Genomic DNA, 15,237 nt, shown 5'->3' with positions numbered 1-15,237 from the left:
GGCCGGTCGGGTTCAGGGGACCGCTGCTGCCGGGTCGACGGCTCCGGAGCCGGCTCCTGCGCCGGTGTCGGAGGTGCCTCCGCCGGTGTCCGTGGTGCCGGTGCCACCATCCGTGCTGCCGGTGCCGGTGCCGGTGCCGGTGCCTGTGCCGGTGCCTGTGCCGGTGGTGCCGCCCGTGGTGCCGCCGGTCCCCGTGGCTCCGCCGTTCCCCGAGGTGCCGTCGGCGCCGCCGGTGCCGGTGCCGGTGCCCGCGCCGGTGCCGGTGGAGGTCCCGGTACCGGTTCCGGCTCCGGTCGTCGCGGTGCCGGTGCCCGCGCCCCTGTGGGAGACACGCGTGCCCGAGGCGGTGCCGCCGCCGGTGGTTCCGGTGCCCGTGTCGGAGACGCTTCGGCTCCCCGAGGGGGCGTCGGTGGCGGAGGGGCTCGCGTCGGCCGACTGCCCTCCTGTACGCGAGGAGTCGGGCGGGGCCGGCAGCGGCGCGTTCACGAACTGACTGGGCGGCGTGGTGTCGGCGGTGCCGGGGACGGCGAACGGCGGGGCCTGCGACTGGGTGCCCAGCAGGCCGGAGATCATGGCCAGAAAGCATCCGACGCACAGCACGCCGAACACCCAGCCGGCCCCACGCAGAAGCCGGCCGCGCCGCCCCGTCCGGTCCACGAAGACGGGAGACGGGTCGGGCTGCGGGGATGGGCTGGTCACCGAGGACCTCGGCTTTCAATGATCGCGTCGCCGCGGACTCCAGAGCGCGATGAAAGTACTGGAGCCAACTATGAACAGCGGTCGGGATGTTCGAATTGTCATGCTCTGGCAGGCAGCCTGTGATGATATCGAGACAAGATAGGGAAAACATGGGGAGGCCTCGTAGAATCCGGGCCCCCGACCCCGTCCACCTGCCGATCGGATGACCCACGCATGGCCAGACGTCCCCGCCCCGGCTACCTGCTGGCCGCAGTGGCCCTCGTCATCGCCGGCCTCGTCGCCGCCTACGTCCTCGGTGGCAAGAGCGCCGCCGGAGACACCCGAGAGGCGGGTGGGGCGTCGTCCGCCTCCCCCGAGGCCCCCTTCGACGTGTCGTCGATGCTCCGCCCGTCCGGCCGGATGCTGGGCGTCGTCGACAACAAGACGCCCTGGCAGTACGACATCGTGAAGACGTTCACGGAACAAGCGGGGCGTGCCCCCGACATACGTGAGTACTACACCTCCTGGGGAGACGACTTCGACCCGGAGGGCAACGCCTTCCTCTGGAAGCACGGCCAGCTCCCGATGCTCGCCCTGGTGCCCGTCGACACCTCGCTGGCCGGGGTCGCGGAGGGCGCGGAGGACACCTACATCCGCAAGCTGGCCCACCAGGTCGCCGCTTACCGGGGGCCGCTGGCCCTCTCGTTCGCCGGCGAGATGAACAGCCCGTGGAACGGTTGGGGCCCTGGCCACGAGAAGCCCTCCGACTTCGTCGGGGCCTGGCGGCACCTCCACGACGTCTTCCGTGAACTCGGTGTCACCAACGTGATCTGGGTGTGGAACCCCCATGTCGTCGACACGGCCAGCAAGGCCGAACTGCGCCCCTACTTCCCCGGGAACGACTACGTCGACTGGGTCGGCGTCGTCGGCTACTACGGTCCCGTCGACGGAGTCGCGTTCTCCACGCTGTTCACCCCCACCCTGAAGAAGATCGGCCGCTTCTGCGACAAGCCGGTGCTGATCACCGAGACCGGCGTCGCCCAGGGCAGCAGGAAGCAGGCGCAGATCCGGGACCTGTTCGACGGCGCCGCCGACGCGGGCGTCATCGGCCTGGTCTGGTACGACCAGCGCAAGACCTGGCCGGGAAGCTCCCAGCCGACGGACTGGCGCATCGACACCTCACTCGGCGCCCAGGCCGCCTTCCGCGTGGAATCCGCCCGGGCCGGCTTCGGCCACCCGTTCACACGCGACTGAGTCCGCAGGCCGGCGCCGTCCGGCCGCGAGAACGGCCGGACGGCGGGTCCGGCCGCGGGGAATCGACGATGGGGCGCGTCAGCGCCGTCGGCCGCTCAGGCGCGGACGACCGAGCGGAGTGGAAGGACGAGATGACGGAACAACCGTCGGCAGGGCAGGGCTCCCAGGAGCCGGAGCCCGGCTGGGCATTCCGGCCCCGTACGCCGGTCACGGCGGAACCGGTCCGCCGGACACCCCCCGAGCGGGTGCGCTCCGACTGGCCCGGGGCGTTCCCCGGCCACGCGCAGGCCACCGCACCGGTCCCGGCGTCCACGGGCATCCCGCACACCCGGGTGCCCGCTCCGTCCGCCGCGCAGGCATCCCCGGCCGCTCCGGCCCTTCCCTCCGGAAGCGTGCCGCCCGGCCCGGGCCCCGTACCCGGGACCGCGCCGGCACCCGCCCCCGCGGCAGGCGCCGCCGAGACCCCGCCCGCCCGGCGGCGCCTGCCGCGGGGCCGTGGCGCGATGAAGATCGTCCTGGCTGTCGCCGTCGTCGCGGCGGCAAGCGGCACCGCAGTGGCCCTGCGCGACGCGGACACCGTGCCCCTGGCGTCCCAGCAGGCCACCCAGGCCTGGAGGGTGCCCGCGCCCGCCTCGGACGACGAACTGGTCGGCAGCTGGAACACCGGCACGCTGCTGGTCCGGGCCTCCACCCGCGGCGGCGTCAGCGCCTACCGGCTGTCCGACGGCAAGCAGATGTGGCGGACCACCCCCGCGGCCGAGGGGACCGTGCCGTGCGCCATGTCCCCGCGCCCGGCCGAACAGGGCATCGGCACGGTCGCGTTCGGCCAGGACGGTCACTCCTGCACGTCGCTGGCCGGCGTCGACGCCGCCACCGGCAAGATCCTGTGGAGCGTGCCCCTGGTCGACGGCAAGCACCCCACCGCGACCGCCACCCGGACCTTCGTGCAGGGCGACGTCGCCACCGTCGTCAGCCAGAACTTCCTGGGCGGCCTCGACATCCGCACCGGCCACCGGGTCTGGGGCTACCGGGCCCGCGGCGCCTACTGCAACGCCCTCGACTGGGGTGCGGAGGGTGTCGTCCTGGTCAACGACTACTGCGCCGACCAGCAGAAGAAGTACACCTTCAGCGCGTACGACGGCGAGACCGGGAAGGTGCTGTGGACCCGGAACGGCAGCACCCGGACCGTGGTGAAGCAGGTCCTGTCCGGTTCACCGCTGATCGCCTCGCTCCACACCCCCACGGAGGACAGCGTCCGCGTCTTCACCTCCTCCGGGGGCAGCCGCAAGCTCGCCGTGGGCAACACCGCGGTGCTGTCCGGCAACGAGTCGGACGCCGACCGCTCCGCACGCCTCGTCGGCGACGTCCTGGTCACCCCGGCCGAGGACTCGGCCGGTGACGGGATCGACGGGTACGACGTCACCACCGGCGCCAAGCTGTGGAGCCGCCCCGGTGCCGCGCTCGCCCGGTCCGCCGCGGAGGACGGCCCGGTGTACGCCGTCTCCACCTCCGGCCCGGCCCAGCTCCTCCGGCTCGATCCGCGCACCGGTGCCGTCACTCCGGTCACCCGCCTGCCGGACGGCACCGGGCACCACCGGTTCACCGCGGGCTCGCTGTACGTGACCTCGGACGGCGGGGTGCTGGAACTCGACGCCCAGGGGTCCGCCGACGCCGTGCGCTTCTACCGGTAGCCGCCGGGCGCCGGGCGCACCGGTGCCACGATGCTCCGGGGCCCGCTCCGGCCCGCCGTGCGACGTTTCGCCCGTGTGCGCCGCCCGGGGCGCCGGGGCGACGGCGGCGGCTTCCGCGGCCCGGTGGACGTGACGTCGGAGCAGGCCGAGCCCGTCACCAGGTGTCCCGGTCGCCGGACGGACGGGGCAGCGGGCGGCCCGCACCGTCTGCGCCGCCCGTCCCGTCGCTCTCCGCCGTCCAGGGCCGCCACCCGGGATCGAAGTGCTGGCACCGCGGCACCGGGACGGTCACGGGCAGGACGGGGAAGTAGCCGTCGAGCCGGATGCTGCGCAGTATGAGGTCGGTGTGGCTGTGCAGGCAGGCCAGCCACAGGCGTCGGCTCTGCCGGTGCAGGATCTGGTCGGCCTCGACGAGCGGCCGGGCGCCACTGCGGTCCATGAAGTCGACACCGCACAGATCTGCGACGACGTAGCCGTGTTCGGCCCGGCGCAGGGCGGTGCCGAACGTCTGGCGCAGGAGGGGCGCGGTGAGGACGTCCGCCTCGCCGTACAGGGACACCAGGATGTGGTCGGGACGGACGGTGGACACGGTGTGGAGGTGCACGACTGCTCCTGGCCGAGGCAAAGCCTGGGTCCTGCGTCCGCCGGGGTCTGGAGCGGCACCTGACATGAAGCCCATCATCTGGGTGAAGGCCCGTTCACCAGCCACGTCAGCTCCGTGGCGGTGGTCGGCGCGGGGGAATGGGGCGCTTGGCCGGTCTGTGTGAATCTCACCCCTTGGGGTGATGTGAGGCCGAAACCCCGGCGACGCCGGTTCGGGTGAACCGGCGCCAGGGTCAGCTCTCTTCGGCTGCGGGGTCTGCTATAGGACGTCTCGGGGCGGACTCGGGAGCGGTGACCACGTGGAGCGCCACGTCGACCAGCTTGCGGTTGCCGCTGCGCGCCATCGTCCGCAGGGCGTTGAACGCGTCGTCCAGCGAGACCTGGAGCCGGTGCGCCAGGAAGCCCTTCGCCTGCTCGATGATGACGCGGCTGTCGAGGGCGTGTTGGAGCTGCTGGGCCAGGATCTCGCGCTGTCGCGACGCCCGTTCCTGCAGGATGCCGATCGTGGCGATGTCGGCCAGCGCCTGACCGAGCATCGCGTTCCGTTCGTCGAGGATGCCGGGTTCGGCGCGGAAGAGATTCAGCGCGCCGATGACCTGTCCGTTGTGCCTCATCGGCAGAGCGCACACACTGTGGAAACCCTCCTGCCGGGCCGCCTTGGCGAAGCGGGGCCAGGGCAGGTCCGTGACGGGCGCCTGCGGGTCGGCGTCGTTGTAGTCGATCCGGCGCCGTTCCGTGTAGCAGGCCACGCACGGCCCTTGGTAGCCCTGCAGCTGCAGGAGCTCCAGCAGCCGGGCCTTCTCGCTGGAGGCGGCGATCAGGTGCAGGCGGCCCTGGGGGTTGGTCAGCAGGATGCCCGCGGCGTCGACGTCCAGCAGCGAGACGCAGTGCCCCGCCAGGCGATTGAGGAATTCGATCACATCGAACTCCTCGACGAGGGTGTCGGCCAGGTCGACAAATGCTGTGATCAGTGCTTCTTCGCGTGCCATGACGGACGCTCCTCACCTGTCCTCGTCGTGTTCCGTGGAGGGCGGAGAGCCGTGGGTGCCTTCCTCCTGGGCCGTGAACGCCTCGACTCCCTCCAGGACCCCGCCTGCGACGTGGGACAGGGGCCTCCCTTCGCTGAAGGCCCGGCCGCGCAGCCGTGCGAAAGCCTCCTCGATTCCGACGCCGAGCTGCGCCGCCACCATCCCCGTGGCCTGATAGATCTTCAGGCTGTCCTCGCCCACACCGATCTCCTGGGGGTCGGACGCGCCGGCTCCCTCCGACAGGGCCAGCAACTGGTCCACGGCGATGGCGGAGAGCAGGATCGCGTCCCGCGTCTCGTCCTGTCCGAGGCGGCCGGGCTGCCGGCGGTAGAGAGAGAGGGTGCCCAGGCGGACGGCGCCCACCTGGAGGGGGAACGCGAAGACTGCGCGTACACCGGCGGCCCGCGCCAGCGAGGCGAATCCCGGCCACCGGTCCGCCACCTCGGGCTCGTCCAGATCGGCGGTGAGCACCGGCCTGCGGGTCTCCCACGCGTCCACGCAGGGACCTTCGCCCACGGTGATCTGCAGGTCCTCCATCGACGCCGCGGCCCGGTCGGTGGTGTGCAGGGCTCCCCGGCTCTCGCCGCGGCCGATGAGAACGGCGGAACAGTCCACGCTGCACATGTCCACGGCGACCTTGCACACCGCGTCGATCCCCGGGCCGTGCAAGGCGGCCAGGTCGTTCACCATCTGACGCAGGTGTGCCGCGCGCATGGTCAGCTCTTCCCGTTCCACACCGGCGGTATCGGCCAGGGCGCCGCCCAACCTGCCGCTGACGCCCGAAGTGCCGCGCTCCGATGCGTCGGCGGAGGGTGTCTCGTTCGGGCTGATACGAGGGTTCATGTCGTTCGACCTCCTTCAAACACCTTGGTCGCGAACGGGGCCAGGGTGATGGGGCCGGAAGGCCTCGGGCGGCCGAGCCGTTGGGCACTTGTCAGGGGCACCGAACGGATCGAACGTGTGACGCACCGTCTGTTCGATCGCTGAGTCACGTGGTTGGCGTGCCGGGGGAGTCGTCGGACACGCCTGTCGCGAGAGAGCACTGCCGGGACGGGGTCGGCAGGCGTGGGGGATCTCGTCCTTGCCGGAGACGGATTGCCGAGTAGGGCCGAGCGGGCGTCAGAGGGCGTGGAACCGGTGCGCAGGAGCGGTGAGTCCGTCGTCCGGGCGAGGCGGCTCCGGGCGAGGCGGCTCCGGGCGAACGGCCATGGCCGGTCCACGTCCTGCCGACGAGCACGCGCGGGTATCGGCCGCGGCCGGCTTCCGGCCGCCTGCCGTGGGGCGGGGCCGGGCGGCACGCCGAAGTCCACCGTTGTCGTGGCCCGGTTGTACGGGGGTCACGCGGGGGCGTGTGGTGTCGCGGGGCGTCGTGCGGGGGCGCGCGGGGTTGTGCGAGGTCGCGCGGGGGCGCTGTCATTCCCGGGGGCTGGAGGTTCGACAGCGAGGAGGTCGGCTGAGGAGGGTGTGGTCCAGGGGCGCTGCGAGCGGGATGCGAACGGTGTCCGGCTCCGGGAGCGGGCGGAGCGTACCGCCACAGGAGCGCTCACGGCGGTCGACGGGTCACAGCGAGGTCCGGATGATCGCGTCGAGTTCGTCGTCGAGGTGCTCCTGGAAGCAGGGGTGCAGATCCTCGCGGCCGACCGGCACCACCATGCCGGTGCGGTCCAGGAACGCCAGCAGGGGCGGAGCGGAGCTGCGGAACAGCGCCTCCTCCTCGCAGACGCGGATGTGGATCAGTACGGCGTCCGGGTGGCGGCTCTGCGCCGGGAGCACGCGGACGTCCCCCTCGCCGGCCGGCCGCAGCAGTCCCTCCAGGAGCAGCTCACGGGCCACGTACCAGGTGACGGGTGTGTCACCGGGCAGTGCGAAGGTGAGCCGGACCGCCAGCGGATCACAGCCGTGGTACAGCATCCGCACCGGAATGGGGTATTCGAGATCATCGGCCAGGAAGTCCATGAGGATCTCGGCGTCGACCAGGTGTTCCATCGGGTCCTCTCTCGTCGCGGGCCTTCGGAGCACCGCCGGCCGTGCACCGGCCGCGCGCTCGCCGCACCGCCGAGGGGTCCCTGACGTCCGGGCAGTGGGAGGGATTCCATGGGTGAGCCTTCGCTGTCGGACCGACGGTGGCGACGGGGCGGGACGGGGGCCGAGGCGGTACGGCATGCAGCCGCTGCATGCCGTACCGCCTCGGCCGGCCCGGCCGGTCTTCGTCGCGTTCGTCGGACTCAACGAGGCGGGGCCCGCACTGTCACACACCCGTCCCGGACGGACCGAACCGGCGGGGCCGCGCCGTCGGACAGGGCCGCCGGGAGCGCGGCGCAGAGGGCCGCGGCCCCGGGCGAGGTGCCGGCCGCTGCCCGGGCGGCCACGGCGGGAAGGGCGGCCCCCGGAGCGGCGCCGTCAGCCGTCGCGGTCGACGGCCCCGTGTCCACGACAGTGAGTCGTCGGCAGCCGGTCGCATGCGGTGGAACGGCTGTGGCGGCGCGGGGCGGAGGCAGGAGGCGACGGCGGCCGGGCGGCGGGTGGCCACCGGTGGCCCGGGTGGGCGGATCGGCGTTCTCGGAGGCCGCCCTGCCGGGGCGCCGGGCGGGGCCGGCGCCCCGACTGGTGGGGCACGGGAGGTCGGCCCATGCTGGGGTTGTGTCACGTGAGGAGTTCTCCTGCGACGTGGCGGTGGTGGGCGGCGGGCTCTCCGGTCTGCGGACGGCCCGCGAGCTGGCGGCGGCCGGAGTGTCGGTGCTCGTCGTCGAGGCCCAGCGCCGGGTGGGCGGGCGCACCTACACCGTCACCATGCGTGACGGTGTCGCCATCGACCACGGTGGCCAGTGGGTGAGCCCCGGCCAGGACCACGTCGTGGAGTTGTCCCGCACCCTGGGGGTGGAGCTGTTCCCGAGCTGGGACGACGGCCTGACCGTGCACTGGCACGACGGCCGGCGCGGCACCGCGCCGGGGCTGTTCCTGGAACGGGCGGAGGAGTCCGCCGCCGCACTGCGGCAGTCCGCCGCGGATCTGACGCGGCTCGCCGGGGAGTTGCCGGCGGGGCGGCCCTGGGCCGCCCCGCACGCCGAGGAGTGGGACGCGATCACCTTCCAGGACTGGCTGGACGCCCGGGTCGAGGACCCGGCGGCGCGCGCGGGGCTGGCACGCAGCCTGGAAGGGGTCTTCGGCGGCGGCCCCGGCCGGACCTCGTTGCTGGCCGCGCTGGCGATCGTCCGCTCCGGCGCCCATGAGATCACCCGGCTCGTGTCGGACCGGGACCTGGGCCCCGAACGTCGCTTCGTCGGCGGCGCGCAGCGGATCAGCGCCCGTATGGCCGCGGAGCTGCCGCACCCGGTGCTGCTCGACGCGCCCGTGTCCGCCGTGCTGGACGACGGCGCCGGAGTGCTGCTCACCACCCGGGCGACGACGATACGGGCGTCCCGCGCGGTGCTGTCTCCCGCTCCCGCCCTGACAGCCCGGATCCGCTACGAGCCACCTCTTCCCGCGGCCCGGGACCACCTCACCCAGCGCATGCCCATGGGATGGGTGATCAAGACGCACTGCGTGTACCCGGAGCGCTTCTGGGCGGCCGACGGGCTGTCGGGGAAGGTGGTGAGCGACCACGGGGCGGTCCGGGCCACGGCGGACAACTCACCCCCGAGCGGCACCCCGGGCGTGCTGGTCGCCTTCATCGAGGGCGCGGAGGCCCGTCGGCTGGCCCCGGCGTCGCAGGCCGAGCGCCGGAACGCCGTCCTGGCCGACCTGACACGCTACTTCGGCCCGGAGGCCGGCTCGCCGAGCTCGTACCACGAATGGTCGTGGGGCGACGACCCGTACACCAGGGGCGCGTACGGCGGATACCTCACCCCTGGCGTCTGGACGGCGTACGGCCCGGCGCTGGCCGCCCCGACGGGGCGGCTCCACTGGACCGGGACGGAGACCTCCACGGCATGGAACGGCAAGCTGGAGGGCGCCGTCCGGTCGGGCGAGCGGGCCGCGCGGGAGGTCCTGGACGCCCTCTGAGGCTGTGCAGGGGAGCCTCCTGCCCCGAGAGAGCGGTGCCACCGGCCGAGTGCCGCTGCCGCGCCGAGGAAGGATCCGCTCACGTGAGCTGCCGCGCGAGGGGGAACCCGTGAAGCGGGGTGCCGTGACGCGAGGCCTGCGTTTCGGTCTGGTCGTCGGAGGGGTCTGCGCGGTGGGCTGGGGCGCCGTGTGGACGGCTGCGGTGATGGTCGCGTCGGTGGTGGCGCCTTGGCGCGCAGTGCTTCCGGCTCTCTTGTCCGAAGTGGTCCTCATGGGTGGCAGCCTGTCGGTGGGCGCAGCGCTGGGCCTGCTCCTCGGCGCGGCGTTGGCACTCGCGCCGGGCCGGCTCACGACTCATGGGCTGCTCCGCCGGCTTCTGGCGGGAGTTGTCGCCGGAACGCTCTTCGTCGGCGAGGCCGTGGTCAGTGCGGAAGGCGGCATTCAGCAGGTGCTGTCGACGCTCGCGGCCGTCCCGGTGGTCGGTGCGGCAGCGGCTGCGTGCAGTGGGGACATCGCGGGAAGGAGCCGCCGCCATGCCTGGTTGTGGGAGCGCACACCTCGGTGGGCCGATGTCCGATCACTCGCCTGGCGAGGGAGGCTCCGTGCCGTGGCCGAGCTGCTGTGGAACTGACGCCCGTCGCCTCGGAACCGCATGTGCTCCTGGTCCGGGCCCGAGAGGTCGGCGGCGCGCGCTTCCTTCCGGGCCGCGGAGCGGCTTTCCGACCACCTGACCCGGCCGTCGCTGCCACGGGCAGACGACGGCCGCCCCGTGTCCACCCGCCCCCGAACGGGGCCCCGCCCGGGCGCGTCAGCCCGTCCGTCCGGGGACGGTGCCATGGGCGGGGGTCGCGCCCGGGCGGAGCATCTGGCTCGCGGCCAGTTCGCGGTAGAGGGGGCTGCACGCCAGCAGTTCCTCGTGGCGTCCGGCGGCCTCCGTGCGGCCCTCGTGCAGGACGACGATGTGGTCGGCGTGCTGCACGGTGGACAGGCGGTGGGCGATGACCAGGACGGCGCACTCCTGACCGACCTCCTTCATGACACCGATGAGGGCCGCCTCGTTGATCGCGTCGAGGTGGGAGGTGGGCTCGTCCAGGAGGAGCACCGAGGGGCGCGCGAGCAGGGCGCGGGCGACGGCGACGCGCTGGCGTTCTCCGCCGGACAGGGTGCTGCCGCGTTCGCCGACGACGGCGTCCAGACCGCCGGGTAGCCGGTCGACCACCTCGTCGAGCCGGGCCAGTTCGACCACGCGCCGGATCTCCGCCTCCGTCGCGCCGGGCATGCCGTAGGCGATGTTGTCGCGCAGCGTGCCGTGGACGACGTGGCTGTTCTGGTCGACGACCGCGATCCGGCGGCGGCAGGCGTCACGGGTGAGTTCGGTGGTGGGCCTTCCGTCGAAGAGCACCGTTCCTGCGTCCGGCTCGTAGAACCGTGCCGCCAGTGCGAAGACCGTGCTCTTCCCGGCTCCCGACCGGCCCACCAGGGCGACCTGCTGCCGGTGCGCGACGGTGAACGAGATGCCCCGCAGGACGGGCCGCTGCGTGTCGTAGCCGAAGCGGACGTCGTGCAGGGCGAGGGCGACCCGTCCTGGTGCGGTGGACGGCCGCACCGGCAGCGGCGTGTGCGCTGCGGCCTGCCGAGTCTGCGGCGCCGTCGGCTCCACAGGCAGTCGGAGTGCCCCTTCGATGCGCTGGTAGGCGCCCATCCCGCGCTGCACGAGGCCCATGGCGCGGAAGACGGAGGACAGGGGCAGGACGAGGAACGAGGCGTACAGCAGGAAGGCGACGAGGTCGCCGAGGGATCCGGCGTGGTTGTCGACGCGCAGGCCGCCCACGACCAGGACGATGAGGAAGGAGCCCTGGACGGCGAGTTCGACCGCGGGGCTCATCACCGAGGCGAGCTTCGCGGTGCGCACGCCCGCACCGTAGGCCGCCTCCACGCGCGCGCCGATGCCGGCCGCCTCGCGCTCCTCGGCACGGTGGACGCGGACCATCGGCAGGGCGCCGAGGGCGCGTTCGAGGTCGGCGGCGAGGGCGCCGACGGAGTTCTGCATGTGCTCGGAGGCGTTGCGGATGCCTGTGAGGAGCGAAGCGACGACGAAAGCCGCCGCGGCCACCGTGGCGGCGACGAGGAGCAGCAGCAGGGGGTCGAGCCACGCCATGAGGACGATCGCCCCGGCCGCGACGATGCTCCCCGTCACCAGGTCGACGAGAGCCTGCGACACGACCTCCCGGAGCACGGTGGTGTCGGCCGTCACCCGGGAGATGAGGTCGCCTGCGCGGTGCTGGTCGTACTCTCTCATCTCCAGCCGGAGCAGCCGTCCCACCAGCCCGTGCCGGAGTTGCCGGACGACGCCTTCACCCATCCGCTCCAGGAGGAACCGCCCCGCGGCCCCGGTGGCCGCCTCGACGACGAACAGTGCGCCGAGGAGGGCCAGCAGGGGCCAGATCACCTGCCCGTGGCCGCTCGCGTCCACGACGTGCTTGGCGACGAGCGGCTGCGCCAGCCCGAGGGCCGACCCCACGAGCGTCAGGGCGGTGGCGGCGGCGATGGCGCCGCGGTGCCCGGCGGTGAGGCGGTACATGGTGGCGACGGCCGCTCGGGTGGACGTGCCGCCCGTGGCGCCCGCGGCCGGGCTGCCGTTCACCGCGGCCGGGCCGCCGTTCACCGCCGACGCGCCGGTCATCGGTCGGTGGGCCGCGGCAGCGGGCCGACGGCCACCAGCCGGGCGAAGTAGCCCTCCGGCGCGCCCTCGCCGACGGGGTGACCGTCCGCCTCGATCCAGGCGTGCGCGGTGAACGGCGGGACGACGCGGACGCCGGTGCACCAGGTCGGCCATGTTCCGCCGAGCCGGCACAGCAGCGCGGCCCCCAGGGAGCGCGGCAGGCATCCCCTCGGTCCGGCGCAGTGCAGGCTGGCGGCGCACATGGCGTCGCGGGCGTTCAAGGCCTGCGCGGTGCCGGCGGGCGCCGCTCCGCGCCGCAGCAGGCCGAGTACGGTGCGGATGCGGCGCGGCGGCAGGAGGGCGAGGAGGAGGGCGGGGAGCAGGACGAGACGGGCGGCCAGGAGCCGGGTCGGGGGGACGCCCGTGGGCCGTTCCAGCGCGCTCGGTGTCGTCATGAGGCGAGCCCCGAACTCCTCAGCTCCCGGACGAGAGTCTCGACGTCCTGCAGGGCCTGGGCCTGGTCGATGTCGAACTCGCGGACCAGCGCGGCGGCGGCGTCCGACTCCTCGCCGCCGGCCAGCAGGGTCCGTACCACCACGGTGGCGGTCGGATTCAGCTCCCAGTAGGTGCCGGCTCGTTCGTCCAGCAGCACCGTGCCGTAGTCGGTCTCGGCCGTGGAGATGTTGTCACCGAACCCCAGGGGCATGCGGGGGCCTTTCTGTACGGGGGATGTGGTCAGGGCTGTGGGATGCGGTCGCGGTCGCGGGCCGGTCCCCGCAGCCACACCTCGGTGGCGATCGTGGAGTAGAGGATGGCGTCGGACAGCCCCCGGGAGGCGGGACGCAGGGCGAGGCGACGGAGCTCGGAGCCGTCCACCAGCCCCAGTTCTTCCAGCCGTGAGTCCTCCCACAGGGCCAGCAGGTCGGCGCGGTGCTGCCGCAGGCCGTTGGAGGCGTCCATGGAGGCCGTGGCCTTGTCGGCCCGCCGCAGGCAGGGCTCGGGCACGATGCCGCGCATCGCGGCGGTCAGGACGGGCTTGTACCGCCAAGGGGTCACGCGCTCACTCGGACGGACGGCGAGACACGCCTCGATGACGCGGTCGTCGAGGAAGGGCGAGGCCATCGGCAGTCCGGTGCGGGCCGCCATCCGGTCCCACTGGCGGATGACGCGGGTGCACGACCTGATCTGCTCCAGGTCGCTGTGCAGGCCGCGGTCCGGGTGCAGCGGCGAGGCCGTGGCCGCGGTGCGGAGCAGCGCCCTGCGGGCAAGGCGCTCGGCCTCGGGCGTCATCCAGTGGAACAGGCGCGGGGCCATGCCCCAGCCGAGGCCCGTGGCGACCGACGGGGGCAGCGGATCACGCAGGTGGCCGGCGGTGTCGGCGAGCCACGTCCCGTACGGACGGGAGTCGGCGAGGGCGCGGACCGTTCCGGCGAGCGGCCACTGCCACAGGGCCCTGAACCCCCTCAGCTGGCGCAGCGCGAACAGCGGCCGGGTGCGCAGCAGGCGGTGGTGGTACGCCTCGGAGCACCATGCCACGTGGTCGCCGCCGATGCCGGTCAGGTGCAGCCGGCTGCCCCGGTCGGCGAGGCCGGGCAGGTGGTGCAGGACGCGGGAGCGGTCCATGACGCCGATGGTGGGTTCGTCGAGGAGGTCGTCGATGCCGAGGAGGTTGTCGTAGACCAGCGGTGAGGCGTCGGCGTCCCAGACCACGTGCTCGACGTCGGGGAGATGCCGCATCGCCTGCTCGGCCCAGTGCAGGTCGGTGTCCGCCGGGTCGCGTCCCGGCCAGGTGCTGGCCACCACGCGGGCGGGGGAGCGGTCGGCCAGAAAGCACACCGAGGTCGAGTCCAGGCCGCCGGACAGGTCGCAGCTGACCACGCCGCCCTGGCGGGTGCGCGCGCCGACCGCCTCCTGGAGTGCCGTCCGGATCAGGGGGGCCGCTTCGGCGAGCGGGCGGACCGGCTCCGGTGGTGTCCACCAGCGGGTGTGGCGGACGGTGCGTCCGTCCACGGCGACGACCACGGCGTCCTGCGGCGGGACGGCGGTGACCGCACGCCACAGGGATGTCTCGAACAACGGATAAGGGGCGGGCCACAGGAGCCTGACGGCCAGTTCCTGGACGGACGGCTCGTGCCCCAGTGCGGCGGCGAGCGTGTCGGCGCGGGAGGCGGCCACCCGTACGCCGTCGATCTCCGCGTGGAAGACCAGGCGCAGTCCGGAGGCCGTGCCCTGGACCCTGACCTGTCCGTCGAGGGCACCGACGAGATGGAAGCTGCCGGGGAGGGACCGGGCCAGTGCGTCGAGCTCCGCGAGATCACGCAACCGGGCTGCCCGGCGCCGCAGTTCGCCGGCGTCGACGGGGCAGCAGCCGACGACGGCGAGGGCGGCGGTGCCGGCGGTCGCCGTGACGATCTCGTCGTCGTGCCAGTGGCCGACCAGCCAGGGCCGGCCCGACGCGTGCGCGAGGCTCCGGTGTCCGGAACGGGAGAAGGAGCGGGCCACGGCGGCCGCGTCCACGTGGTCGGTGAAGACCGCGAAGTGCGGGTCGCCGGGGCCCGTCCCCGCACTTTCGTGCAGTTCAGTCATGTCGTCGGTCAGGGACCGTCAGCCGTCAGTTCTTGCTCAGGACCAGCCGGTCGTTACCGGAGCGCCCCAGGAGCCCGGTCTCCTTCCGGAACGTGCCGAGCCGGACGAGAGTCGGTGCCTCGTAGGCCTTCTTCATGACTACTCCTCAGGTTGGTGTCGTCCGACCACCTCCCGGAACGGCGACGGCACCGGGTCTGCCGGTGGCCTGCCGCTCGGTCCCGGAGTTCATCGGGAACCCGGTGGGGAGGTGGATGCATCACCAGACAGCGGCAGAAGGCGGGCCACTGGCAAGAGCAGTCGTGAAACTCGGATCATGTGCAGAATCTGGACTCCGTGAGTGGCGAACCGGCTCGTGCGCGGATGGGTACGGCGTCGTATCGCTTGCGGGGCGGTCCTGCGCAGGCTCGACAGAAACGTTTTGACGTGTGCTGCGGGAGTGGCCCGCCATCTCTCCGGAGGCGGTGGCGGCATGGTCGCGGGTGGGCGCCGCCAGGCGCATTCCGTGCCTGCGGCCGTGCGCCCTTTCCTGTGAGGTCGCTGTGTATTCCCCCGGGAGGTTCGCCCCGGCGGATCGCCGCGGGCCAGGAGAGCGAGCGGTCCCGGCGGTCGTGGATCCGGGGGCGGTGCGAGGGGCGTGGGTCGTGTCCGGGCCGTGCCTCCCGCCGGGTGCACGGCGCGGCGGGGAGGTGGCGGTGCGGCAACCGCCTGGCGGGGCCCGCCGCCGCCAGGCGCC

14 protein-coding genes are annotated in these 15,237 nt (G+C 73.4%); 4 read left to right on the top strand and 10 right to left on the bottom strand.

Features of this window, described 5'->3' with window-relative positions; all coding sequences use genetic code 11:
- Nucleotides 1-12 precede the first annotated feature (12 nt).
- On the bottom strand, nt 13-699 hold the full coding sequence (locus tag JS756_RS26690; RefSeq protein WP_205385763.1) for a hypothetical protein: 687 nt from the start codon (nt 697-699) through the stop codon (nt 13-15).
- Nucleotides 700-912: 213 nt separating this feature from the next.
- On the opposite strand from JS756_RS26690, the gene JS756_RS26685 reads away from it, so the two are divergent.
- Together JS756_RS26685 and JS756_RS26680 are read left to right on the top strand one after the other, a co-directional pair.
- Nucleotides 913-1,932 (top strand): glycoside hydrolase family 26 protein, encoded by a 1,020-nt coding sequence (locus JS756_RS26685; protein ID WP_205385762.1) that lies wholly within the window; start codon nt 913-915, stop codon nt 1,930-1,932.
- 68 nt (nt 1,933-2,000) lie between these two features.
- Nucleotides 2,001-3,623: an outer membrane protein assembly factor BamB family protein gene (locus tag JS756_RS26680; protein WP_205385761.1), complete on the top strand. Its 1,623-nt coding sequence runs from the start codon at nt 2,001-2,003 to the stop codon at nt 3,621-3,623.
- 154 nt (nt 3,624-3,777) lie between these two features.
- On the opposite strand, the gene JS756_RS26675 is transcribed toward JS756_RS26680, so the two are convergent.
- The 4 genes from JS756_RS26675 to JS756_RS26660 form a co-directional block, all read right to left on the bottom strand.
- Nucleotides 3,778-4,227: an STAS domain-containing protein gene (locus JS756_RS26675; RefSeq protein ID WP_205385760.1), complete on the bottom strand. Its 450-nt coding sequence runs from the start codon at nt 4,225-4,227 to the stop codon at nt 3,778-3,780.
- 232 nt (nt 4,228-4,459) lie between these two features.
- Nucleotides 4,460-5,215, bottom strand: coding sequence for a GAF and ANTAR domain-containing protein (locus JS756_RS26670; protein ID WP_205385759.1), 756 nt, complete (start codon nt 5,213-5,215; stop codon nt 4,460-4,462).
- Between the two features lie 12 nt (nt 5,216-5,227).
- Nucleotides 5,228-6,097 (bottom strand): GAF and ANTAR domain-containing protein, encoded by an 870-nt coding sequence (locus JS756_RS26665; RefSeq protein ID WP_205385758.1) that lies wholly within the window; start codon nt 6,095-6,097, stop codon nt 5,228-5,230.
- A gap of 717 nt (nt 6,098-6,814) precedes the next feature.
- The gene (locus JS756_RS26660; RefSeq protein ID WP_205385757.1) at nt 6,815-7,240 is read right to left on the bottom strand and encodes an SsgA family sporulation/cell division regulator; all 426 of its coding nucleotides are present in this window, start codon (nt 7,238-7,240) and stop codon (nt 6,815-6,817) included.
- Between the two features lie 654 nt (nt 7,241-7,894).
- On the opposite strand from JS756_RS26660, the gene JS756_RS26655 reads away from it, so the two are divergent.
- Complete coding sequence (locus JS756_RS26655; RefSeq protein WP_205385756.1) at nt 7,895-9,256, top strand: flavin monoamine oxidase family protein; 1,362 nt, start codon at nt 7,895-7,897, stop codon at nt 9,254-9,256.
- A gap of 124 nt (nt 9,257-9,380) precedes the next feature.
- The gene (locus tag JS756_RS26650) at nt 9,381-9,887 is read left to right on the top strand and encodes a hypothetical protein (protein WP_205385755.1); all 507 of its coding nucleotides are present in this window, start codon (nt 9,381-9,383) and stop codon (nt 9,885-9,887) included.
- 177 nt (nt 9,888-10,064) lie between these two features.
- On the opposite strand, the gene JS756_RS26645 is transcribed toward JS756_RS26650, so the two are convergent.
- Genes JS756_RS26645 through JS756_RS26625 form a run of 5 tightly spaced genes read right to left on the bottom strand, consistent with a single transcriptional unit; the run spans nt 10,065 to nt 14,640 of the window.
- Entirely contained in the window at nt 10,065-11,939 is a 1,875-nt protein-coding gene (locus JS756_RS26645; protein WP_205385754.1) for an ABC transporter ATP-binding protein, read from the bottom strand.
- On the bottom strand, nt 11,936-12,373 hold the full coding sequence (locus tag JS756_RS26640; RefSeq protein WP_205385753.1) for a lasso peptide biosynthesis B2 protein: 438 nt from the start codon (nt 12,371-12,373) through the stop codon (nt 11,936-11,938). Before JS756_RS26640 ends, JS756_RS26645 begins: the two co-directional genes overlap by 4 nt.
- Nucleotides 12,370-12,624 carry a lasso peptide biosynthesis PqqD family chaperone gene (locus tag JS756_RS26635; RefSeq protein WP_205385752.1) on the bottom strand — a complete coding sequence of 85 codons (255 nt, stop codon included), beginning with the start codon at nt 12,622-12,624 and terminating at the stop codon, nt 12,370-12,372. Before JS756_RS26635 ends, JS756_RS26640 begins: the two co-directional genes overlap by 4 nt.
- 29 nt (nt 12,625-12,653) lie before the next feature.
- Nucleotides 12,654-14,504, bottom strand: a complete 1,851-nt coding sequence (locus JS756_RS26630; protein ID WP_205385751.1) for a lasso peptide isopeptide bond-forming cyclase — start codon at nt 14,502-14,504, stop codon at nt 12,654-12,656.
- Between the two features lie 25 nt (nt 14,505-14,529).
- On the bottom strand, nt 14,530-14,640 hold the full coding sequence (locus tag JS756_RS26625) for a keywimysin-related RiPP (protein WP_205385750.1): 111 nt from the start codon (nt 14,638-14,640) through the stop codon (nt 14,530-14,532).
- Between the last annotated feature and the right edge of the window lie 597 nt (nt 14,641-15,237).

Source organism: Streptomyces actuosus (assembly GCF_016921115.1).
GTDB lineage: Bacteria > Actinomycetota > Actinomycetes > Streptomycetales > Streptomycetaceae > Streptomyces > Streptomyces actuosus_A.
The sequence above is the reverse complement of the archived record's forward strand: the minus strand, read 5'-3'. Positions and strand labels throughout refer to the sequence as shown.

Bases quoted from the DNA above. Each gene is read 5' to 3' on its own strand.
- JS756_RS26635 (WP_205385752.1), bottom strand. From the start codon at position 12,624: ATGCCCCTGGGGTTCGGTGACAACATCTCCACGGCCGAGACCGACTAC.
- JS756_RS26625 (WP_205385750.1), bottom strand. From the start codon at position 14,640: ATGAAGAAGGCCTACGAGGCACCGACTCTCGTCCGGCTCGGCACGTTC.
- JS756_RS26670 (WP_205385759.1), bottom strand. From the start codon at position 5,215: ATGGCACGCGAAGAAGCACTGATCACAGCATTTGTCGACCTGGCCGAC.
- JS756_RS26685 (WP_205385762.1), top strand. From the start codon at position 913: ATGGCCAGACGTCCCCGCCCCGGCTACCTGCTGGCCGCAGTGGCCCTC.
- JS756_RS26680 (WP_205385761.1), top strand. From the start codon at position 2,001: ATGGGGCGCGTCAGCGCCGTCGGCCGCTCAGGCGCGGACGACCGAGCG.
- JS756_RS26660 (WP_205385757.1), bottom strand. From the start codon at position 7,240: ATGGAACACCTGGTCGACGCCGAGATCCTCATGGACTTCCTGGCCGAT.
- JS756_RS26630 (WP_205385751.1), bottom strand. From the start codon at position 14,504: ATGACTGAACTGCACGAAAGTGCGGGGACGGGCCCCGGCGACCCGCAC.
- JS756_RS26645 (WP_205385754.1), bottom strand. From the start codon at position 11,939: ATGACCGGCGCGTCGGCGGTGAACGGCGGCCCGGCCGCGGTGAACGGC.
- JS756_RS26640 (WP_205385753.1), bottom strand. From the start codon at position 12,373: ATGACGACACCGAGCGCGCTGGAACGGCCCACGGGCGTCCCCCCGACC.
- JS756_RS26665 (WP_205385758.1), bottom strand. From the start codon at position 6,097: ATGAACCCTCGTATCAGCCCGAACGAGACACCCTCCGCCGACGCATCG.